The 21,991-nt window shown below is 71.5% G+C and carries 15 protein-coding genes, 1 tRNA gene and 2 pseudogenes; 12 read left to right on the forward strand and 6 right to left on the reverse strand.

Annotated elements, in window-relative coordinates:
* Positions 1-38: 38 nt before the first annotated feature.
* From AC5L36_RS39350 to AC5L36_RS39360, 3 genes are read right to left on the reverse strand one after another with little or no spacing between them, the layout of a single operon-like run.
* Positions 39-809, reverse strand: coding sequence for an AAA family ATPase (locus tag AC5L36_RS39350; protein WP_441223783.1), 771 nt, complete (start codon positions 807-809; stop codon positions 39-41).
* The gene (locus AC5L36_RS39355) at positions 794-1,636 is read right to left on the reverse strand and encodes an AfsR/SARP family transcriptional regulator (protein WP_494909515.1); all 843 of its coding nucleotides are present in this window, start codon (positions 1,634-1,636) and stop codon (positions 794-796) included. The genes AC5L36_RS39350 and AC5L36_RS39355 overlap by 16 nt, the downstream gene beginning before the upstream one ends.
* A 20-nt stretch (positions 1,637-1,656) precedes the next feature.
* A complete protein-coding gene (locus AC5L36_RS39360) occupies positions 1,657-2,274 on the reverse strand; it encodes an nSTAND1 domain-containing NTPase (RefSeq protein WP_441223785.1) in 618 nt (205 codons plus the stop codon).
* On the opposite strand from AC5L36_RS39360, the gene AC5L36_RS39365 reads away from it, so the two are divergent.
* The gene (locus AC5L36_RS39365) at positions 2,176-2,463 is read left to right on the forward strand and encodes a hypothetical protein (protein ID WP_441223786.1); all 288 of its coding nucleotides are present in this window, start codon (positions 2,176-2,178) and stop codon (positions 2,461-2,463) included. The two genes, AC5L36_RS39360 and AC5L36_RS39365, sit on opposite strands and share 99 nt — an antisense overlap.
* Positions 2,464-3,055: 592 nt before the next feature.
* Positions 3,056-4,264, forward strand: a complete 1,209-nt coding sequence (locus tag AC5L36_RS39370) for a chymotrypsin family serine protease (RefSeq protein ID WP_441223787.1) — start codon at positions 3,056-3,058, stop codon at positions 4,262-4,264.
* A gap of 202 nt (positions 4,265-4,466) precedes the next feature.
* Here AC5L36_RS39370 and AC5L36_RS39375 read toward each other — a convergent pair whose 3' ends face one another.
* Entirely contained in the window at positions 4,467-5,003 is a 537-nt protein-coding gene (locus tag AC5L36_RS39375) for a tyrosine-type recombinase/integrase (RefSeq protein WP_441223788.1), read from the reverse strand.
* A gap of 1,078 nt (positions 5,004-6,081) precedes the next feature.
* Between AC5L36_RS39375 and AC5L36_RS39380 the strand changes: the two genes are divergently transcribed.
* From AC5L36_RS39380 to AC5L36_RS39390, 3 genes are all read left to right on the forward strand, one after another.
* Positions 6,082-6,642 (forward strand): SAM-dependent methyltransferase, encoded by a 561-nt coding sequence (locus AC5L36_RS39380; protein WP_441223789.1) that lies wholly within the window; start codon positions 6,082-6,084, stop codon positions 6,640-6,642.
* Between the two features lie 341 nt (positions 6,643-6,983).
* A complete protein-coding gene (locus tag AC5L36_RS39385) occupies positions 6,984-8,000 on the forward strand; it encodes an alcohol dehydrogenase catalytic domain-containing protein (RefSeq protein WP_441223790.1) in 1,017 nt (338 codons plus the stop codon).
* Positions 8,001-8,370: 370 nt separating this feature from the next.
* Positions 8,371-8,856, forward strand: a complete 486-nt coding sequence (locus tag AC5L36_RS39390) for a hypothetical protein (protein ID WP_441223791.1) — start codon at positions 8,371-8,373, stop codon at positions 8,854-8,856.
* Here AC5L36_RS39390 and AC5L36_RS39395 read toward each other — a convergent pair.
* Positions 8,838-8,921: transfer RNA gene (locus tag AC5L36_RS39395), tRNA-Leu, on the reverse strand. The two genes, AC5L36_RS39390 and AC5L36_RS39395, sit on opposite strands and share 19 nt — an antisense overlap.
* A gap of 167 nt (positions 8,922-9,088) precedes the next feature.
* Here AC5L36_RS39395 and AC5L36_RS39400 point away from each other — a divergent pair.
* The 7 genes and pseudogenes from AC5L36_RS39400 to AC5L36_RS39430 all read left to right on the forward strand — a co-directional run bounded on the left by AC5L36_RS39400 (position 9,089) and on the right by AC5L36_RS39430 (position 18,731).
* Positions 9,089-9,490, forward strand: a complete 402-nt coding sequence (locus AC5L36_RS39400) for a RidA family protein (RefSeq protein WP_441223792.1) — start codon at positions 9,089-9,091, stop codon at positions 9,488-9,490.
* Positions 9,491-9,544: 54 nt separating this feature from the next.
* On the forward strand, positions 9,545-10,633 hold the full coding sequence (locus tag AC5L36_RS39405) for a fibronectin type III domain-containing protein (protein WP_441223793.1): 1,089 nt from the start codon (positions 9,545-9,547) through the stop codon (positions 10,631-10,633).
* Between the two features lie 263 nt (positions 10,634-10,896).
* Complete coding sequence (locus AC5L36_RS39410) at positions 10,897-13,491, forward strand: fibronectin type III domain-containing protein (RefSeq protein ID WP_441223825.1); 2,595 nt, start codon at positions 10,897-10,899, stop codon at positions 13,489-13,491.
* A pseudogene (locus AC5L36_RS39415) lies at positions 13,491-14,492 on the forward strand (AAA family ATPase); the annotation flags it as partial. The gene AC5L36_RS39410 and the pseudogene AC5L36_RS39415, both read left to right, overlap by 1 nt.
* A 194-nt stretch (positions 14,493-14,686) precedes the next feature.
* Positions 14,687-15,817, forward strand: coding sequence for a DUF58 domain-containing protein (locus tag AC5L36_RS39420; RefSeq protein WP_441223794.1), 1,131 nt, complete (start codon positions 14,687-14,689; stop codon positions 15,815-15,817).
* Positions 15,765-18,036, forward strand: a pseudogene (locus AC5L36_RS39425) (transglutaminaseTgpA domain-containing protein); the annotation flags it as partial. The gene AC5L36_RS39420 and the pseudogene AC5L36_RS39425, both read left to right, overlap by 53 nt.
* Before the next feature lie 38 nt (positions 18,037-18,074).
* Positions 18,075-18,731 carry a DUF3159 domain-containing protein gene (locus AC5L36_RS39430; RefSeq protein WP_441223795.1) on the forward strand — a complete coding sequence of 219 codons (657 nt, stop codon included), beginning with the start codon at positions 18,075-18,077 and terminating at the stop codon, positions 18,729-18,731.
* 333 nt (positions 18,732-19,064) lie between these two features.
* On the opposite strand, the gene AC5L36_RS39435 is transcribed toward AC5L36_RS39430, so the two are convergent.
* Entirely contained in the window at positions 19,065-21,977 is a 2,913-nt protein-coding gene (locus AC5L36_RS39435; RefSeq protein WP_441223796.1) for a caspase, EACC1-associated type, read from the reverse strand.
* Between the last annotated feature and the right edge of the window lie 14 nt (positions 21,978-21,991).

The raw sequence follows: 21,991 nt of genomic DNA on the forward strand, positions 1-21,991 counted from the left end.
TGAGCGTCGACACACCTTCGGGACCGTAAGAACCACCCTCAGAAGCTACCTGAGCAGGCGTTTCCGTCGTACGTCTGCGTTTGGATACGCATATGCAGCGTCGCGAGCCGGTTGCCCGTGGTGAGTTCGGCGACGTAGGTTGCGATGCTTCGACGCGGCTCCTCGGTGAGGTTCGCGGCGGCGATCCGCAGCGCCAACGGAAGGTAGGCGCATGCCCGGGCCAACTCGTCCACGGCCGGCTCCTCCGCCCGGACCCGTTCGGTGCCGATGGCCCGGCCGAGCAGGGTGCGCGCCTCCTCGGCGGTCAACACGTCGAGCGCGAAGCGCTGCGCGCCCTCCCGCGCGATCAACCCGCTGAGCCGGGTGCGGGCGGTGACCAGGACGAGGCAGCCGGCGCTTCCGGGCAACAGCGGCCGTATCTGGTCCACTGAGGCGGCGTTGTCCAGCACCACCAGCACCCGCTGGCCGGCCAACCGCGACCGGTACAGGGCGGCCGCTTCGGTGACCTCGACCGGCACCGCCGTGGACGGCATGCCCAGGGCGCGCAGGAACTGGCCCAGCGCCTCGACCGGCCGCATCGGTGGCCCCTGCGCGTACCCGCGCAGATCGACGTAGAGGTGCCCGTCCGGGAACCGGTCGGCGACGCGGTGCGCCCAATGGACGGCCAGCGACGTCTTGCCTACCCCGGCCGACCCCGCGACGATCCCGACAGCGACAGCCGAGGCGCCGTCGCCAGCCGACTCCAGCAAGGCGTCCAGCGCCGCGATCTCCCGGTTGCGACCGGTGAACCCCTTCACATCAGTGGGCAATGACGGGGAACCACCACCACACCCGGCGGCGTAGACACTGCAACCGGAACCGGACCCGGCAATGCCTCCCGACGCAGGACGCAGGACGCCGCCCGGTCGTCGTCACCACCAAGAATCGCCTCATGCAGACGCTGGAGTTCGATGCCGGGCTCGACGCCGAGTTGCTCCACGAGCAACGCCCGGGTGTGCCGGAAGGTAGCCAACGCCGCCTCCTGCCGACCGGCGCGATACTGCGCGAGCATCAGGAATCCCCACAGCCGTTCCCGGTACGGGTGGGCGTGCGTCAGCGTGGTCAGTTGGCCCAGCAGCTCACCTTGGCGGCCGGCGGCCAGGTCGAACTCGATCCTGGTCTCCAGCGCCTGCGCCCGCTCCCCTTCCAACCGCTGCGCCGAGGCCGCCAGAGCCGGCGTGTGCAAGCCGTCGAGAGCCGGCCCCCGCCAGAGCCCCAGCGCGCTGCTCAGCGCCGCTGCCGCCGCGGACTGGCGGCCCTGTGCGATCAACGCGTCGGCGTCGGCGATAAGGCGACCGAACCGTTGCGCGTCCACCTGCCCGTCTCCGGCGTGGATCACATATCCGGAACCCTGCCTCGTGATAGCACCCGCACCGTCGTCGTCCGGCCGCAGCAGCCGGCGCAACGTCGACACCCGGTTCTGCACCTGAGTCCGGGCCGTGGCGGGCGGATTGTCGCCCCATGCCGCAGCCACCAGACGGTCGACCGACACAACGAGATTCGGTTCCATTAGCAGCGCCGCGGCGATGCATTGGCCTCGCGGGCCACCCAATGCAACGGCACCGTCACGGCTGAACACCTCCACCGGGCCGAGCAACCGGAACCCCGCTCCTGACATCACGCACCCCCGTCGCGTCTTTCGGTGTCGGCGCGGCGCGGCCGAACCAAGCTCAGCCAACCGCGGACGCCGCGACCATTGGTCGGCGATTTGCAGCCTGCCGACGCCCGCACGAGCGCCCGCAGCCTCGCGAGGAACTCGGCTTGCTCGGCGTCGTCGGCGCCGCGGGTGAAAAGCTCCTCGAACTGGTCGACCACCACCGCCAAAGCCACCTCGTGCGGGGTCCTCGCGGCGATCTCACCCATCCGCCAGGCCAGCTCGGACGCGGGTCGCCGGCCCGCCGTCATCAGCACCGGCTGCCACGCCGGCCGCGCCGAGGCGGCGCCCAGGCGCGGGATCAGACCGGGCCCGCAGCAGCGACGACTTGCCGGTGCCGCTGGCGCCGGACACGACCACGACGCGGCACATCCCCAGCGTGGCGGCGCTGGGGCTGCCGCGGTGGAGCGACGCCGTCGTCGCCGAGGACCCTTACGCCAAGGATCTGGACCGCCGCCGGCAGCCGGGCCGAGTGGCGGGCGATGGACGAGGCAGCCTCCTCGCGCCACCTCGCCGAGGCACTCGACGACCTCGTCGCGGACGGGACGATCGCCGCGCAGCCGATGGCACCACTCGCCCACCTGCTGTCCGGCGCGATGAACGAGGCCGCGCTGTGGCTGGCCACCACCAAGCGCTCGAACGCCTTGGAGCAGACCTGTCGGCACTCGCCCGCATACTGGCCGGCCCCCGCACCCACCGACCGGAAGCGCGTGGCTACATCGAAGCGGACGCTGACCACGAAGCGCGCGCATAGTGGCCAGTGTCGTTAGTTCGTCGAGGGTTGGGGCGCCGGCGCCTACGACGCCCGACCGGCTCGGCGATCCAGGGGCTCGACCGACGGATCTCCGCCGCCGCCGCGGTCGTAGCGGTCGCCGGGGCGCCGCTTGCGTCGGTGACCCTGCCCCCGGCCCAAAGGCGGCTAGCGTGGAGGCAGCGGCCGAGCCGGTCGCTTGGCCACAGGTAGTCCATATCGGACGGTGGCCCCGGTCCCGCCGGAGGGGTCGGGACAGCCACGTGTGCCCCGGCCAGACGGACCGGAGCATGGTGCGCTTCTGCCGCACAGCACCAACCTGCGCGTGCTGCGCCCGTACCGGTCGGATACCAGCGACGCCGAGTGGGTAGTGCTGGCCCCGCATGTGCCGGCTGGGACCGGACACCGCCGCGAATCGGAAACTTCGACATCCAGGCTCGACGATGGGTCGGGTGGTGAACAACCCAAATATCCGGTTCGCGACAACGAGGAAGCCGTCACCCGACTGGTCACCGGCGTCCAGTTCCGTTCGATTTCGTCAATGGGCTCCGGCGGTCGCGAACACTTTCGACAGCCACGGAACGCCCGTGGCCGGCAACTGAGGAGGACAGGTGAGACGTACACGTACAGCGATCGTGTTCGCCGCCCTGGGCGTCGCGACGCTCGTCGCCGGCACGCCCGCGAGCGCCTCGAACGCCACGGCGCCGGCGAAGCCGGACACCACTGTGGAGGCACAGCCGTTCAGCTACCTCCCGCCGGACGTGCGGGAGCGGATGCGGGCACAGGACCGCGCCAAGGCGGCCGCCAGCGAGGTGCGCTGGGCCGTCGAGCGCACCGGCGCCACCGGGTACAGCGGGATCGAGCTGCGGGACGGCGCGGTCGTGTTGTGGTACAAGGGAACGCCGCCGCCGGCGGTCAGCACGGCGGTCGCGCGGGCCGGCCGTACCGCACCGGTCGAGGTGCGACCGGCCAGGTTCTCGCTCGCCGACCTGAAAGCCGCGTCCCACACCGTCATCGAGCAGATCCGGAAGCGGCCGGACGGACCGGCGCACACCGTCAAGATCGCGATGGACGGCAGCGGGCTGGTCGTCGGCACCGACCGGCCGGCGACGCGGGAAGCCGCCAGGCTCTTCGACGTCGGGGTGCCGGTCCGGATCGAGCAGCAGCCGCGGCTCGAGCAGACGGCCCGGATCAACGACACCGCGCCGTACTACGGCGGGGCACGCATCGTCAACAACGAGACCAACTGGTTCTGTACCACCGGCTTCGGTGTACGCAGCACCGTCGACAACCGGGAGTACATGCTCACCGCCGGCCACTGTGGACGGCCGTCCACCGGCTGGAACAACGGCGACGGCAGTCGCTACCTGGGCGGTACGAGCTTCGAGCACCGCGGCTACGACATCCTGCTCATCGGTACCGACGCCGGCGGGCGCATGTTCGACGGCGGCGTCGGCACCGGGGAGTTCACCAAGGGCGTCGCATACTGGGACTGGGTGTACGGCGGGGAGTGGCTATGCAGCTCCGGCTCGGTCAGCGGGGTCATCTGCAACCACCGCGTGGACGCGTTCTTCGCCTCGTACTGCGACACCGACATGTACGGCACCTTCGAGTGCTACGAGAACCTGATCCAGTCAACGCAGGTCGACGGCCTGACCGCCGCGCGGGGCGGTGACAGCGGTGGCCCGGTGTTCGGGGTGACCGGCGTCGAGCAGGTGGTAGCCAAGGGTGTGATCAGCGGCGTCGCCGGCAGCTCGATGGTCTGGCAGGACTTCGGCACGGCCGCGATCGAATGGAGCGTCGTCCCGGTGACCGGCTAGCAGCGGTCCCACCGGCCCCGTTGCTGAGCTGTCCCGCTCAGCAACGGGGCGACCCGGCTCACTATCCCTACCGGCCAGGTCGGAACGGCGCCGGCCCGTAAGACGGGCCGATGGTGGTCGCCGATGCGCGGCCAGGGTGCGCGGGCCGCCACGGCGACCGCGGCGATCGGGCGGAGCGCGGTGCTGAACATATCCATTTCGGTCACGGCAAATAGCTCTTCATGCGCTCTCCTCGCGTGATCGAGCGCACTGCCCTCGGCAAAGTCGTGAGTCCGGCTACGTTCCAGAGGCCATGAACGCAGCGAGGATGTAGTTCGGATAGCGGTCGAGGTTCTTGCGGGCGCGGTCGTACCGCATGGTGGTGCGGGGGGTCGGCGTGCCGGGCAGCGATCTGCACGTCGCGCAGGCTCACGCCGGCGTCCAGCATGGTCGTCACGTACCTATGTCTGAGCATGTGAGGATGCATCCTCGGCATCCGGATCCCAGCTGTAGCGGCCAGGTGCTTGAGCCGGCGGGTGGCAGCATGCCGGTCCATCCGCGCGCCGAGACTGTTGCGCAGAATGGGCCCGTCGAGGCGACCGTCGACGGCACGGTCGATCGCCCGGGCTATCGCGGGTGGGAGTGGGACGAGCACGACTTTGCCGCCCTTGCCGCGAGATCGCGCAGAGTTTGACGATGGCTTCCGGCTTCTGCCGGCGTTCGTCGAGCGTGGCTGGCTTAACGACGCGGCTCTGCCCATCTTGACCCAGCTGGACGAACAGCTCGCCGCGATGAGCGGCCAGCACAACGCCGATTTGTGGCATACCGAGGCACTGACCAGTCGAGCCGAATGGGATCGAGTCAGGGTATTGGCAATAGCAGCCCCGACTCTACCGGGCTGATAGCAACCGGGCGGCGCACTACTTTCGGCACGACAGCGCGGACAACCTTGGCATCAGGCATGCCACGGGCCTGCCAAGAGAGTGTCGAATGGGATCGAGAACTATGAATGGGTCGATGGTGGCGGTGTGGGCGGCGATCGCGCTGCTGGCTGCCGCGCTGATCGGGGCGGCAGCCGGTGTGCTGACCTGGTGGGATACGCGCAGCGTTCCCCGTGCGCTGTTGGTCGGCGGCGGCGCGGCCGGGGGCACGTTGGCCCTGGGCCCTGGCCGCGGGGGCACTGGTCCAGCCGGCGTGGCCGGACGGCCAGCGGGCGAGGCCCACCTGATGGAGCTCGAGCTGCGGATCGGGTCGTCACGGACGCCACCGGCACCGTCGCCATCAACGGCCATGACCTCCCGACGTTCGAGCGCGACCTCGATACGTCGAACGACACCGCCAAGATCGTCATCAACGACTCCGGTGCCGGCGGAGGCGGCTCGCCCGCGACAGGCGCGTCGACGGGTGTCGCCGCCGCGGTCGGTGCCCTCCTCGTGGTGGTAGGTGTCGCCGCCTTCCTGATCGCTCGGCGCCGCCGACTCACCCGAGGCCAACGCCGCCGCTGGCTACGCATCCCCACCACTTGGCCCTGGGCCAAACAGATCATCACCGCGTTCGACCGGATCACGGCCATCCCGCACCCGGCTGACCAGCTCAGCCGCCATACCGACAACCGGAGGAAACAAGGAGACCACGCCCATCGCCGCGACAGACGGCCCACCACGATGCCCGACACCCACAAAGATCGACCACCAACGATCAGCATCATCGGCAGACCCGGCCGCATAAGACGCGAATCATCGAGGCTCAGGACAGCAACGACAGATATGTGGCCGCACGCGACCGCCGCCACTATGAGGGTGTGGGGTCGCGAGCACCCCAAGCGTTGGGAGTGATCCATGGCTACAGAGCTCCCCGACCCGGCGGACATCGGGAGGCACTACGACGAACGGTCGCCGATCGAGGATGAGTTCCGCAACGGCCAAGTCCACATGCACTATTGGTACGACGATGACGACAGCGCATCGTTGACCGAGGCCGTGGCGCGGATAAGTCGCGAGGTGACCGACACCCTCGGCCTGCGTGCGGGCGAGCACGTGCTGGACGCGGGTTGTGGTCCCGGCGAGACAGCGGCGTACCTTGCCCGGCAGTTCGAGGTCCGGATTACCGGCGTCACGGTGAGTGCATTCGAAGTGGAGAAGGCCAACAAGCGGGCCGAGGCGAGCGGCGTCGGCGGGCTGGCGCAGTCCGCGTATGGCGACCTCATGAAGCTGGACTACCCGGACGACACGTTCGACGCGGTGCTGGCGCTGGAGTCGCTTCAGAACGCACGGACCTGGACCAGGTACTCGGCGAACTGTACCGGGTGCTGCGGCCGGGCGGCCGGCTGTCGCTCTCCGACTTCAGCCTCGAATCGACAGGTGACCCGCAGCGGCTGGCCAGGTTCATGGCGAGCCTGAAGCTGAACGTCCTGCCGTCCCTCACGGAGTGGAACACGCACCTGCGGGCCGCTGGTTTCGAGATCGAGGAGTACACCCAGTACGGCCCGAGGGGTGTACGGCAATAGGGCGAAGTTCCTGGAGGCCGCGATGGTCCGGCGCGGTGAGGTGGCCACGAAGTTCGGTGAGGGCGCCATCGCCGACTTCTCCAGAAGCAGCATGGGTTATTCGCGCCGCGAAAGGACCAGATCGGGTACGTCATCGTGTCCGCAGAAAGCCGAACCAACGATGACTGAAGCGATTCCATTTGTCGGTAACGGCCGGCTCAACCGGCCGGTCAAGCTCGGAAAGGTGTCCTCGTGATGCTGGCATCAGTGTGTCCCGCGGCCGGTGAGACCTGGGAGTTGCGTGAGGTTCGCACGCCCGTGCCGGGTCCAGGCGAGGTGCTCATCCGCGTGCACGCGAGCGGTCTGTGCAGCAATGATGTGTCGCTCACCAACGGTACGTTTCCGTATCCGCCGATCGATCCGACCATCGTCGGGCACGAGCCCGCCGGTGAAGTCGTCGAGGTCGGCGCCGGGGTGGCCGCGCGCAAGGTCGGTGACCGGGTCGGCGCCACCTGGATCCAGGGCGGCTGCGGCTCGTGCGATCACTGCCGGCTCAACCTCCCGGTCACCGGCATCACCGGCATGAACTGCGACAGCCCGGCGATGACCGGGCTGACCAGAACCGGCGGCCACGCCGAGTACCTGGTGGTGCCCGCGTCGTCCACGGTGCTGCTACCGGAGGCGCTGCCCTACGAGATGGCTGCGCCGCTGCTGTGCGCCGGGTACACCTCGTGGTCGGCGCTGCGGGCCGCGGATCCGCGACCGCACGAACGGGTCGCGGTGGTCGGCATCGGCGGCCTTGGCCACCTGGCCGTGCAGTTCAGCAAAGCCTGCGGCTTCGAAACCGTGGCGGTGACCCGCACCCCGGACAAGCACGAACTTGCCCGCGAACTCGGTGCCGACCACGTCGTTTCCAGCGGTGAGGCTCTCGCGAGGATCGGTGGCGCGGACGTCGTCGTCGTCACCGCTACTTCGTACGAGGCCGCCACCGAATGCCTTGCGGGCCTTCGGATCAACGGCCGCATGGTGCTCGCGACCATCGACCCGTCGGGTTCCTTCACCATCGACGCCTCGCGACAGTTCTTCGCCAGGGGCCAGTCAATCCTCGGTGCCACCCACAACGGCCTGCCATACCTCGTCGAGGCCCTCGACCTGGCAGCACACGGCGCCGTCACCCCCCAAGTCGAGGTCTTCCCCAAGGAGAAGATCGCTGAGGCGGTCGACCGCGTGACGGCTGGAAAGGTCCGTTTCCGCGCCGTTGTCACCTACTGACCGGCGAGCGGTCCACCGGTAGGTCGAGTTCACATCGGCACCATAGACGAGCCACGCGGCCGGTAGGCTCCGCGGCGTCATCGCACACAATGGTGTGGGGTGCCAGCTCGCGGTTCCGCAGTTCTCGGGCGTTGAGGACCGACCGCTGCTGGTTCAGCCCCGGCTGCCGGTCAGGGTGGTAGGGGCCACGAGGTCTACGACGAGCACAGCGGAAGTGCCGGCAAACCTCAAGCGGCGCGGCGGTATTCGTGGATCAGGCCACCCAAGACATCGACCCGTTGCACCGACGACTCGACGGCGCCCGGCTCGACCAGCCACCCCGGAAGCCGGGCGCGGCGGCCGCAGGTCCAGGCTACGGTGCGGTCGTACCGTGTTGTACGAGTTCGGACCCTTGCAGCGCCGTCACACGATCGCCAAGATCCTCGACCAAGCCACCGCGGGCACAGCGACTACTGGTCCGCCGACGCCGGAGGGACCGACGGTGGCCGAGTGTGATGCGAAGCTGGCCCGCTACCGGGTCGCGCTCGACGCGGGCGCAGACCCCGCGGTGGTGGCCGGCTGGATCGCCGAAACTCAGGCCGAACGCCAACGCGCCAAGGAACGCCAGCCATCGGCAACCACCACCAACATTGCAACCGACATTGGCCGCCTCACCGAGGAAAAAATCGTCGCCATCCTCGACGAACTCGGCGACCTCGTCACCGCGCTCCGAGAGGCCCAGCCGGAACACAAGCTGGAGGTCTACCGCAGCCTCGGGCTACGCCTGACCTACCTAGCAGAAACACAAACGGTGCGGGCAGATATCGATCTTGCCACGCACCGTTGGGGTTCGGGTCGTGTCCGAGGGGGGACTTGAACCCCCACGCCCTATACGGGCACTAGCACCTCAAGCTAGCGCGTCTGCCATTCCGCCACCCGGACTTGTGCGTCCACTCTACCGGTGGCGTCGGAACGGGCGCACCGTCCTATCGCCACCCGAGGGCCGCACGGGGGATCACTGTACACGGCGTGGGTGGGGGTTTGCACGGCGGGCGCGCTGGGTGGAAAACCGGCGGCGGGGCGGTGGTTGGGTAGCCACACTGGGGGCCATGTCGATCACCCGGATCAACCCGGACGTGTTGCACGTTACTCCCGGTTATCACCACGTCACGGTGGTGTCGGCGGGGCGTACCGCCTACCTCGCGGGTCAGTGTCCGCTCGGGGCGGACGGGGTGCTGGTGGGGTTGGGGGACTTCGACGCGCAGGTCGACCAGGTGGCGGCGAACACGATGGCCGCGCTAGCGGCCGCGGGCGCCGGGCCGGAGCAGGTGGTGCGGACGGTGATCTACGTGGTCAGTGGGGAGCAGGCGGTGCTGTCGCGGGTGTGGGCCCGGTTTCAGGCTTCGCCGCTGGCTGCGGCGTTCACGACGGCCAGCACGCTGCTGGGTGTGGCCCAGCTGGGCTTCACCGGCCAGCTGATCGAGCTCGACGTCACCGCCGCCCTCCCGTAGCCGAAACCCGACCCGGGTGGCGCGACGCGCCGGCCGCCAGGCAGCATGACGGGCGTGTCCCAGCCGTCTCCGCTCGCTACCGCCCAGCAGAACGCCCGTGCGCTGCGTGACGCGGGTGATCTCGCCGGTGCTCGGGTGATGCTCGACCAGACCCTGGAGGGCGCCAAGGCCGCGCTCGGTGAGGACAGCCCGGATGTGATCGCGACCGGGCAGGTGCTGGCCGGCCTGCATCGGGAGGCGGGTGATCCGATGGCGGCGCGGCGGGTGCTGGAGGAGGCTTACGCGGCGGGTCAGCTGCATCTGGGCGATGGGCATCCGCTGATGTTGTCGATCTCGTTCGACCTGGGTGGGGTTGCCGAGGAGCTGGGTAACCGGCACGAGGCGCGGCGGGCGTTCGGGCGGGTGGCGACGCTGGGGCCGACGGTGTTCGGCGACGACCACTGGACGGTGCGGGCGGCGCGGGAGTATCTGGGTGAGGCGCCGCCGTCGGTGGAGCTGACGATCCCGTCGGAGGAGCCGCCGGCGCCGCCGCCGATGCAGTTCCCCTCGTCGGCGGCGTTCGCGCTGCCGAACACACCACCGGCGCGGCCGGCCCCCGCGGTGCCAGCCGCGCCTCCAACGCCGCCCGCGCCGGTCTACACACCGCCGCCGCCGGCATACCGGGTGGAGTCCGAGCCGACGTACCACGTGAGCCGGCAGCCGCGGAAGGTGCGCGGGGCGACCGTGGCGGCGATCATCGCGGCGGCCGCGGCTGTCCTGGCTGCGGGGTTCGTGGCGATCCAGGTGGTCTTCACCGGTGGTGGGGGTGACGGCGACACGCCGCCGCCGGCGGCGGTCAGCACCGGGCCGCGGTTGGCCGGTGAGCCGCCGACCGACCTGAAGGTGCGGGTGGACGGCAACGCGATCACGGTGACCTGGAAGGACCCGACGGAGGGGACGGTGCCGTTCATCGTGGCCGGCGCGCAGGCGGGCCGGCAGCACAAGGCGATGGCGACGATCAATCCGGGTGAGACCAGCGCGACGATCAACGGGTTGAACCCGCGGTTGGGCTACTGTTTCACGGTTCTCGCTGTCTACAGCACCGACGAATACGCTGCGTCGGGCCAGGTGTGTACGGAGCGTAATACGCCGACCCCGGGTTAATCCACAATCGTGAAGATCACTCGCAGCTGGCGCGACCTGGGCTGATACCACGGTCAGTGGGGTTATCCACAGCCTTGGTGGGACGTATCCACAGCGGGTTCCCGCCTACCCAACGCACGCCCTATGATGGCACGCGGCATTCGGGGAGGAACGCAACGACGAGCAGCGCGGGAGGACGCCGGCCCGCGTTCACGGGGTGGGGAGGGCGGCCGACTGTGGTCACCACAGGCAACGGCATAGCGGAGGTCGCGGGCGCGAGCCCGGTGCAGAGAAAGAAACTCAAGCGCGGCGGCATCGTCACGATCGCCACCGTGCTGGGGCTCGTCGCGGCGATGGGCCTGACGATCCTGGGTCTGGGCGCGGCTGACCACGCGGTGGCCAGCTACGACGCCAGCTCGTGGCTGTGGAGCTCGCTGCGCAGCGAGATGGCCCGGGTCAACGGTGTGACCGGCCGGGTCGACACCCGGCTCCAGATCCCGCGCGGCCAGGGGCACCGCATGCAGGTGTCGCAGACCGACCGTTTCCTGATCCTGCGCGACCTCAACACCGGCCAGGTCAGCTCCCTCGATTTGGCCACGCTCCAGGTGACCGCGACGACCAAGACGGTCGCCGGGGTGGGTGTGAGCGTGGCCTTGCAAGACGACAAGGCGTTCGTGGTCGACGCGGTGCAGGGTGTGGTGCGCCAGCTCGACCCGCGCTCGCTGGTGCCGATCGGCGAAGAGGTGCACTACCCGCCGGGCATCACCGGTGGCTCGTTCGACGGCGGTGGCAACCTGTGGGTGGCCGTGCCCAGCGAGGGCACGGTGTCCGCGGTGACAGCGGCGCCGTTGCCCGACGCGCCGGCCGCGTCCGGCGGCACCGGCGGTGGCCACAGTCCGGCGATCGTGCGCACCGTCGACGTGGCCGACCCCAGCCACGACCTGACGATCTCCACGCTGGACGACGGCGTGGCGGTGCTCAACCGCACCACCAAGACGCTGACCACGGTCAAGGGCGAGGAAAAGCTGGCCACCCCGCTGACCATGGACGGGGTGGGTTCGCTGCCGCCGCGTACCAACGGGCCGCGGGTGCCGGTGACGGTGCCGGACGCCCGCCACGTGTGGGTGGTCGACCCGGACAAGGTGCACGACTTCACGGTGCCCGGCGACGGCGCCACGCTGGAGCCGGCGGTGGCCTGGGCCAACCGTTTCTACGCCGCGGACACCTCGACCGGCACGGTGTACGTGTTCGACGCCAACGGGCAGCTGCTCGACAAGATCGAGATCAAGGGCGCGAACGGGCCGCTGGAGCTGGAGGTCCGGGAAAACTACCTGTTCATCAACGCGCCCAACTCGCAAAACGCGACCGTGGTCGACGACAAGGGCCAGGTACGCACGGTCGACAAGTACGCCAACGACGTGCTCGGTGGCGACCCGCCGCCGCCTCCCCCGCCGCCGGTGAAGAAGGACCCGCCGGTGGGCAAGCCAGGCGCGCCGCGCCAGGTCATCGCGACCGGCGGCAACACCGAGGTGACGGTCGGCTGGCGGGCGGCCAGCCCCAACGGCGCCGCCATCACCAAGTACGTGGTGGAGGGCGACGGCAAGAGCATCGAGGTGGGTGCCGACCAGCGTTCGGTGCGGATCACCGGCCTGGTCAACGGGCAGGAGTACCGCTTCTCGGTGTACGCGGTCAACGCCAAGGGCAACGGCCCCAAGAAGCAGAGCAACCCGGTCGTGCCGACCTCCGAGGTGCCCGACCCGCCGGCGAGCGTGACCGCCGAGGCCAAGCCGGACGGCACGGTCGTGGTGAAGTGGCCGGCGGCCAACGGGCAGGGCGTCGACATCCGCAAGTACACGGTGACCGCGGTCGCCGCGGGTGCCGCCGCACCGGCCGGCGAGTCGACCTCGACCGAGCTTGTCGTGCCGGCCGGCGAGCTGGAGTACGGCAACCAGTACGCCTTCCAGGTCGTCTCGGTCAACGAGCGCGGCGGCGCGTCGAAGGCGTCCCCGGTCAGCAACAGCGTGGTGCCGTTCGCGGTGCCGGACCGGCCGCCGACGCTCGACGTCACCACGGTCAAGGGCCAGGCCGGCACGCTCCACGCGGTGTGGGCCGCGCCGCCGGAAAACGGGCGCCCGATCACCAAGTACGTGGTGGAGGCGGACGGCAAGCGCACCGAGGTCACCGGCACCGCCACCGACATCACCGGGCTCGGTGAGGGCGCCAACGTCACGGTCAAGGTCCGCGCGGTCAACGAGGCCGGCGAGGGTCCGGAGGCGACCGCGACCGGCCGCACGGTGGCCAAGCCGTCGGTGACCGTGACCGGCAGCTCGGCCGAGTACACGTCCGTGACGGTCAACTTCGCCGTCGAAAACGGTGGCGGCAACGTGACGTGCAGCCTCAAGGTCGGTGCCAAGACTCAGGCCGGTGGCTGCGACTCGATCACGGTCGGCGGGTTGACGCCGAGCACGGCGTACGACTTCACGGTCACCGTGACCAACGCGGCCGGCAGCGCCACCGACACCGGCAGCCGCGCCACACCGGCGGTCGTCGGCACCTCGGTGTGTGTCAACAACACCGCCAGTACCGACCCGGGCCAGCACACCTGGTGCAACAACCCGGACAACGGGATGGGCGTGTTCACCAGCACCTCGCTCAACAGCAGCCAGGTCGGCCGGGCCAGCAACGGGCAGAAGATCGAAGCGGTCTGCTACACCACCGGCCAGTCGGTCAACGACTACGTCTACAACCCGGGCAAGACCGACCACACCAGCTACTGGATCAAGATCAAGTGGGGTGGCGCGGAGCGGTACATGTCGTTCGCCTGGTTCAACGTCCACATGGACGCACCCAACAAGCTCGATCCGCTGCCGGGGTGCTGATGACCGCGACCGTCAACCACACCCACGCGACGAGCCCACCGGAAGGGCTCACCCCGCAGCACGTGCAGGGCTTCGCCCAGCTGGCCGCGCGGCTGGCCGACAACATCGGCTCGGTCGTGCTCGGCAAGCCGCAGGTGGTGCGGCTGGCGCTGACCGCGCTGTTCGCTCAGGGGCACGTGCTGCTCGAAGACGTGCCCGGCGTCGGCAAGACCACGCTCGCCCGCGCGATGGCCGCCACGATCCGGGGGCAGTGGCGGCGCATCCAGTTCACGCCCGACCTGCTGCCCTCCGACGTGTCCGGCGTGACCATCTTCAACCAGGCCACCCGGGGCTTCGAGTTCCACCCCGGGCCGGTCTTCGCCAACGTGGTGATCGCCGACGAGATCAACCGCGCCTCCCCCAAGACCCAGTCCGCGCTGCTGGAGGTCATGGAGGAACGCACCGTCACGGTCGACGGCGTGCGGCACCCGGTGCCCCGACCGTTCCTGGTGGTCGCCACGCAAAACCCGGTCGAGATGGACGGCACCTACCGGCTGCCGGAGGCGCAGCTCGACCGGTTCCTGGTCAAGCTCTCGGTCGGCTACCCGAGCGAGGCGGTGGAGATCGAGGTGCTGCGCGGCGCGACGATGCGTTCGCCGGAGGCCCTGGAGGCGATCGCCGACACCAACATGATCGGCCAGATGGTCGCGATGGCGCAGCGGGTCCACATCGCCGACCCGCTGTACGCGTACGCGGTGCGGCTGGCGGCGGCCACCCGCAACCACCCGCAGGTGCGGGTCGGCGTGAGCCCCCGTGGCGTGATCGCGCTGACCCGGGCGGCGTGCGCCTATGCGCTGATCGAGGGGCGCGGCTTCGTGCTGCCCGAAGACATGAAGACGCTGCTGGAGCCGGTCTTCGCGCACCGGGTGCTGCTCACCTCCGACGCCCAGCTGCGCGGGGTCACCCCCGCCGACGTGCTCAACGACGCGATGGAGCAGGTGCCCGTCCCACTGCCCAACGGCGCGCAGCAACCGCCGCCCGCGGCACACCAAAACGGCACCGCCTACCCCAACGGCACGACCCACCAAAACGGCACCGCCTATCCCAACGGCACGACCCACCAAAACGGCACGGCCCACCCCAACGGCGCCGCGTACCAGAGCGGCGCCAACCCGCCCGGCACGTACGGCACGCCTCCCGGGCGCCACCCGGCGGGATGAGGCTCACCGCACGCGGCGCCGGCCTGCTCGCCAGCGCGGGCGTGCTGCTGGCGGCCGGCTTCTGGTTCGGCTACCCGGAGCTCACCCTGCTGGGCAGCGCGGCGGCGATCGCGATCGGCTGCGCGTTCGCCCACGCGGCGTGGCGCCCCGGGCTCTCGGTCAAACGCGTCGCCGACCCAGAGCGGGTGGCCCGCGGCGACCCGGCCACGATGACGCTGACCGTGCGCAACACCGGCCGGCTCGCCTCGGCCAGCCTGATCGCCGAAGACCGGTGCGGCGCCAAGCCGGTGCCCGTGCCGCTGCTGCGCCTGCGTCCCGGCCACGACACCACGGTCAGCTACCCGGTGCCGACCCAGCGCCGCGGCGTCCTCCCGGTCGGCCCGCTGCGGGTCACCCGACGCGACGCGCTCGGCCTTGTCTCGCTGGCCCGCGCCCACGGCGACACCACCAACGTGTGGGTACACCCGCGCATCCACCACCTCACCGCGATACCGGCCGGGGTGGCGCGCAGCCTCGACGGCCGGCTCGACCGGGTGCCACACGGCACGATCACGTTCGACTCGTTGCGCGAGTACGTGGTCGGCGACGAGCTGCGCCGCGTGCACTGGCGCACCAGCGCCAGGGTCGGCGAGCTGATGGTGCGCGAAGACCTCGACACCTCACTCCCCCAGCTCGTCGTGCTGCTCGACGACCGCGCCTCGGCGCACCCGCGGGAGAGCGTCGACGAGACCTTCGAGTCGGCGTGCGAGGCGGCCGCCTCGGTGCTGGCCGCGGCCGTGCGCGAAGACGTGCCGGTAACCCTCCAGCTGGTATCCGGCGGCGGCGGCACCGCCAACTTCCTCGACCGGCTCGCCGAGGCACACCTGCACCGCGACGGCGACCTGCGAGCGGCCACCACCCGCCTGCGCCAGCAGCGCCTCGGCGACACGCTGATCTTCCTCACCGGCCCCGGCGGCGGCGCCGACCTGGGCCTCGTCGGCGCGCTGCGCGGCCCGTTCCCGGCGGTGGTGGTCGGCATGTTCGGCTCGCACGGCCCGACCCCGGCCGCCGTCGACGGCATGGTGGTGCTCGACGCCAAGGACGGAGCCGAGTTCGCCGCCGAGTGGGAAGGCGTCCAGCGGTGGTGAAGAAAATCGCGAAGGCGACGCCGGTACCCGTCGTGCTCATGATTTTGATCGGGTTGAGTGGCGCGGCGCTGGCGCGGATCTACGCCGGCCCGCTGCTGCCCCAGCTCGTCGTCGGCGCGGCGGTCGGCTCGGTCGGGGTGAGCGCCGCGGCCCGGCGGCTGCCGTCGTGGCTTGTCGCGCCGGTGTCGGTGGCCGCCATGGCCGTCTACACGCTCGTCGCGCTGCGGCTGGCCGCGCAGCGCGCCGACCTGCCCGGCGGGCTGGCCGACGTGGCCACCGACGCCGCCCGCAACGGCATCCCCCGCCTGCTCACCGCCATGATCCCGGTCGAGCCCACCCCCGACACCGTGCTGGTGCCGGTGGTCGGGGCGTGGCTGGCCGGGCTCGCCGCCACCGAGGTCGCGGTGCGCTCCGGCCGGGTGCTGCTGGGCTACCTGCCGCCGGCCGCGCTCTACGCCGGCGCCCTCTACGTGGTGGGCCCCAATGCCGAGGCCGCCGTGCTGCCCACGCTGGCGTTCGCGGCCGCGGCGGCGGCCGGGCTGGCGATCACCGGCCGACCACCGACCGCGGCCGGCGACGGCATCGCCGCGCCGGTCCGGGCCGCCATGCGGGTACGGGTGGCCGCCGGCGCCGCCGCGGGCCTGGCCGCGATCGTCGTGCTCGCCGCGGTGGTGGGCCCGTTCGTCGCCGACCAGGTCAGCACGCGGCCGGTCGACCCGCGCAAGTACGTGCAGCCGCCGCAGGTCGACAGCCTCGACGAAAACCCGCTGATCCGCATCTCGGGCTGGGCGCTCAACCCCGACCAGCACCTGCTCGACGTCGACGCCCAGCCGGGCGGGCCGGTGCGGCTGCGGCTGGCGGTGCTCAACGACTACGACGGCATCACCTGGCGGGTCGGCGCCACCTACCGCACCGCCGGGCGGGTGCTGCCCTCCCCGGCCGTCGCACCGGACTCCACAGTAGACACCGTGCGGCAGCGGGTGACGATCGCCGACCTCACCGGGCGGCTGCTGCCCACCGTGGCCACGCCCACCGCGATCGACGGGGCCCGCGTCGCCTACGACCCGGGCAGCGGCACGCTCATCCGCCCGGAAGGGCTGCGGTCCGGGCTGGCCTACTCGGTCACCTCCACCCGCGAGCAGCCCGACCTCGGCCTGCTGTCGGCCGCCGACGTGCCCTCCGGCGCGGCGGTGGCCCGCGTGCTGCGGGTCGGCGACGGCGTGCCGGAGCAGATCCAGCGGCTGGCCGACCAGATCGCCGACGAAAACGGCGCGCCCTACCAGCGGGCGGTGGCGATCGAGGAGTTCCTGGCCACGCACTACCGGGTGGTCGCCGACGCGCCGAGCGGCCACGCCTACCCCAACCTTGGCTTCTTCCTGTTCGGCCCGCGCGGCGGCGGCGGGCAGGAGGGCACCTCGGAGCAGTTCGCCGCCGCCTACGCGCTGCTCGGCCGGCTGATGGGCCTGCCGACCCGGGTGGTCGTCGGCTTCCAGTCCGCCACCGGCACCGGACCGGTACGCGGCGCGGACGCGCTGGCCTGGCCGGAGGTGCTGTTCGAGGGCGTGGGTTGGGTGCCGTTCGACCCGATGCCCAAGCCGGACACCGAGCCGCGCCCGGTCGAGGAAGACTTCAAGCCGCCCACCGAGCCGCCGAGCGAGCCACCCACCGAGGCACCCACCGCCTCCGCCGCCCCCAGCGCCTCCGCCGCGGCGGCCGCCCCGCCGGGCGGCACGAAGGGGCAGCTCACCGGCGCGGTCGTGGCCGGCGGGCTGAGCACCCTGCTGGTGCTGCTGATCGGCGGCACCGCCGCGGTGCTCCTGACCATGCGGCGCGGCCTGCGGCGCCGGCGGCTGGAGCACGGCCCGCCGGCCCAGCGGGTGGCCGGCGCCTGGCTGGAGGTCAGCGACGCGCTGCGCCTGGCCGGCCGGCCCGCCGGCCCGCACCTCGACGCGACCGAGGTGGCCGCGCACGCCCAGGTGGCGGCCGAGGGTCGGCGCGCCAACCCCCGCCTCCGGCAGGCCGCACCACCGATCGAGGAGCTGGCCGAGCTGGTCAACCACGCGACGTTCGCACCGTTCGCCACGGACGAGGCCCAGGCCCGCCGGGCCGGCGCGCAGGCGGTGGCGTACGCGGCGGACCTGCGCGCCCGCCGCTCCTGGTGGCGACGCCTGCTGTGGTCACTGCACCCGGGCCCGCTGCACTGGCACAAGCGCCGCTGACGTGACGGCGACACCCCGCTAAGTTAGGCTTCCCTAACGTGAGGGAGGAGTCGCTGGCCGACCTGCTGGGCGGGCGGCGCGGAGCGGTGGACGCGACGGTGCCACCGCTCGCGTTCGTCGCCGGCTGGCTCGCGACCGGCCAGTCACTGTGGGGCGGCGTGATCGCCGCACTAGCGGCCGGCGCGGCCGTGGCCGGGTGGCGGCTGTCCCGCGGCGCCAAGCCCGGCGCCGCCCTCGTCGGCCTGCTGGCCGTCTGCCTGGCCGCGCTGATCGCCGTCCGCACCGGCCGCGCCGCCGACTTCTTCCTGATCCAGCTCGTCTCGAACGCGGCCAGCGCCCTCGCCTGGACCCTCAGCATCGTGCTGCGCTGGCCCCTGCTCGGCCTCATCGTCGGCGCGGTGCTGCGTCAGCGCACCCGCTGGCGGCGTGACCCCGACCTGCTGCGCGCCTACGGCCGGGCCAGCTGGATCTGGGTCCTCCAGTACGCCGTGCGCCTGGCCGTCTTCCTCCCGCTCTACGCCGCCGACCAGGTCGCCGCGCTGGGTGTGGCCCGGGCGGCGCTGACCTGGCCGCTGGTCGCCGCCTGCCTCGCGGTGAGCTGGTGGGTGATCCGCCGCTCGCTGCCACCGGACCACCCGGGCCTGCGCCACCCGGTCACCGCCGACACCCGCGCCGCGACCCCCGCGCCCACCTAGACGATCCATTCCAAGACACATGCGAGCTACCGCGACGTCCGTCGTGGTCCAGACCGCTGCTCCCGCGGCCTCACCCGTCCGCCGCCGGTCCCGCTCACCCCGCCCACCCCTGCCCTCGAGAGGGCAGCCCGGTCACCGTCTGGGCGGGTATACGGGGATCCCTGCCGGGAATTCACGCCCAAGAGGGCTGCCCTCTTGGGCAGGGGTGAGGGCTTGCGGCGCGGGCATGGCAGCGGAGGTCGGGGATCTCGGCTCGCTCCGCGAGCCGCCGGCCGCAGCGGTCTCCGGCGGGAGCGGCGGTCTACAGCTGACGCGGATCCGGGAAAAGCCTTCTCAGGAAGGGGTCGCCGACGGGGTGATGGAGCCTGGGATGTCGCGGACGAGCGTGCCGGTGGTGGAGTTCCACAGGCGCACGGTGTTGTTTCCTGTGCCGACGGCCAGGAGCTTGCTGTCCGGGCTGAACGCGAGGCTGGTGATCTCTCCTCGGTGGCCGGTGAGGGGTGGGCCGATCTCGTCCCAGCTCTCGGGATTCCACAGGCGCACCATGCCGGAGCTCTCGAAGGCGCCCGCGAAGTACTTGCCGTCCGGGCTGAAGGCGAAGGCTTGGATCCCGTAGCTGTTGTCCGCGGCCGGGATGAGGGTGTCGCCGGTGGCCGGGTAGAACAGCTGTAGCCTGCGGCTGTTGCTGGTGGCCACGAGCCATTTGCCGTCCGGGCTGAATCCCACCTGCCCGACGGATCCCATGTCGCGGGATTTGAAGGGGTTACCGATCGATGCGCCGGTCGCGGGGTTCCAGCGCCGCACGGCCTCGTCGGTGCCGCCGCTGACAAGCACCTTCCCGTCAGGGCTGAAGGCGACGCTGGTGACGGAGGTGGCACTGCCCGACGGGGACGGCGCCGCCGCGGCTGGGCTGGGCTCGATCGGCTTCTTCGTGCCGACATTCCAGATGCGTACCGTGCCGTCGCTGCTGCCGCTGGCGAGCGTCTCGCCCAGCGGGCTGAAGGCGAGGCTGGAGACCCACCCGCTGTGGCCGGTCAAGGGCTCGCCGACAAGATCCTTCTCGGCGACGTCCCACAGCCGGATGGTATGGGCGGTGTTGCTGGCGCTGGCCAGGAGATTGCCGTCCGGGCTGAACGCGACGCTGGTGAGTCCGGCGGACGCGGCGTTCAGGTCTCCGCCACCGATGGGCTTACCTGTGTGAGGATTCCACAGTCGGATGAAGCCGTCGTCGCTGCCGGTCGCGAGCATCTTGCCGTCGGGAGCGAACGCGACGGTGCGGATGCTCGGCGCCGCGGCGCCGCCGCTGCCCTCATCGGCCGCCTGCTCGCCGTCGTAGACGATCAGGAAGGTCGCGAGCGACACGACGAGCACGGCGACGCCGGCGACGGCGGCCCGAAATCGGCCGGACCGGACCAGGTCGGCCCGCCAGCCCGGCGGTCGATTCCGCGACGGTGTCGGTGCCGCGTGGGGTTTTGGCCGCACCGGCGCGGTAGGCGGTGGCTCGGCCACGACGGCGGTCGGCGCGGCCGGCGTGACGGCCGGATCGGCCGGCGCGGGGGTCGGCTCCCCCGCGACGGGGGTCGGCTCCGCCACGACGGGGGTCGGCGCGGCCGCGGTAACGGCCGGATCAGCCGGGGTGCGGGCCGGCTCGGCCGCGACGGGTGTCGGTTCTGCCGCGACGGCGGTCGGCTCCCCCGCGACAGGCGGCGGCTCGGCGGCGGACGGCGGCTCGGCGGCGGACGGCGGCTCGGCGGCGGGCGGCGGCTCTGTCGGGGTGGGCTTCGGCGCGGCGGCGGTGGTTTCAGGTTCGTCACGAAGCCCTCGCAGATCCTGCGTCGCCGCCGCGACGGGTGCGGGTGGCACTTCGAGGGTGGCCGGCTCTGGTTCGACATTCGCGGGCATCGCCGTCGGCGACTGCGGCTCCGCCGCGACGGGCTCCGGCACCACCGGCTGCGCGGCGACGGGCGCCGGCGCCTGCGGCTCCGCGGCGACGGGCGCGGGCGCCGCCTCCACCTCGACCTGGACGGTGACTTCGCCGGTCGGCCCCCTGAACGTGATGTGACCGGTCAGCGAGCCGGCCCGGGGCGTCGCGACCGACACGTCGAAGCCGTCCGCTGTCTCCACGACCCGGATCCACGTGTCGGACGCGTCAGGCGTGCAGGCGCGGGCGACCGGAGGCCCCAGCAGGCGCAGCGTGCGGTGCTCCCGCTCGGCGTCCGGTGTGGACGGTCCGAAGTGGAGTGCGGGCGGATCCGGCTGGATGGCCGCCTCGTGCAAGCCGGCCTGGGCGGCCTCGGCGACGTAGCGGATGTCGGTGCCGGCGATCTCGGTCAAGGCGGCGAACGCGCCGGCCGCGGCCTGGAGGTTGTCGCCGGTCAGGCGCGACCGCAGCTCGGTGACGGCGCCGAGTCGGGTGAACATGTTCGTGTCCACCATCGCCGCCCGCAGGTCGGGTGGCACCTCCATCGGCCGGATGCGCCGGCGGCGGCTGCGGGCCAGGTACAGCTCGCCCTGCATCTCGACGTCGCGGCTCGGTGTCTGGTGCGGGTTTCGTTCGCGCACCTTGTCGAAGACGTAGTCGTAGAGCTCGTTGAGGGAGACCCAGCCGTCCTCGTCGCGGTCCGCGTTGCCGGTCGCGAGGCCCTCGACCAGCGCCGCGGTGAACACGGACGGGCTCGGGCCGTGCGCGTCGGCGAGTTGGTCGCCCTCGAAGGCGTACTCGATCGAGCTGGACGCGGTGATCACCGCGCGGCCGCGCCCGCCGCCCAGCCGGCCCACCGGAAAGCTGTCCAGCAGGTTGACGTCTCCGGACGCGCGCACCGTGACGCCCTGGCTGAACGCACCGCCGTAGCAGCAGTCCAGCAGCAGCACGATGCTCCGTGAGCGGCTGGCCCGCATGCACCGCTGCACGAACGCCGCCGATATCGCGGTCGACCCGAGCCGGTTGGGGCGGGTGTTGCGGGTGGCGAAGTACAGCTCACCGGACTCGTCCTTCAGCCCGTGGCAGGAGAAGTGCAGCAGCAGCACGTCGTCGGGGCGGCTTTCGGAAAACAGGTCCTCGATCTGGACGCCGACGTCGTGGGCCGGGCGGTTGCGCGCCACCTCGACGGTGAAGCCGCCGATCTGCGGGTCGCCGAGGACGCCGGCCAGCGCGGCCGCGTCCGCCGCGGCCGACCACAGGCGTTGAAGGCCGTCGTGCTCGTACTCGTCGTTGGCGACGATCAGCGCCTTGCGCTCGCCGTCCACTGTCAACTCCCGCC

Source organism: Phytohabitans sp. LZ39, from assembly GCF_059359075.1.

Excerpts from the sequence above, each read along its gene's own strand:
- AC5L36_RS39375 (WP_441223788.1), bottom strand. The coding sequence starts at position 5,003 with ATGGGCAGAGCCGCGTCGTTAAGCCAGCCACGCTCGACGAACGCCGGC.
- AC5L36_RS39385 (WP_441223790.1), top strand. The coding sequence starts at position 6,984 with ATGCTGGCATCAGTGTGTCCCGCGGCCGGTGAGACCTGGGAGTTGCGT.
- AC5L36_RS39420 (WP_441223794.1), top strand. The coding sequence starts at position 14,687 with ATGAGGCTCACCGCACGCGGCGCCGGCCTGCTCGCCAGCGCGGGCGTG.
- AC5L36_RS39365 (WP_441223786.1), top strand. The coding sequence starts at position 2,176 with ATGGACGAGGCAGCCTCCTCGCGCCACCTCGCCGAGGCACTCGACGAC.
- AC5L36_RS39380 (WP_441223789.1), top strand. The coding sequence starts at position 6,082 with ATGGCTACAGAGCTCCCCGACCCGGCGGACATCGGGAGGCACTACGAC.
- AC5L36_RS39400 (WP_441223792.1), top strand. The coding sequence starts at position 9,089 with ATGTCGATCACCCGGATCAACCCGGACGTGTTGCACGTTACTCCCGGT.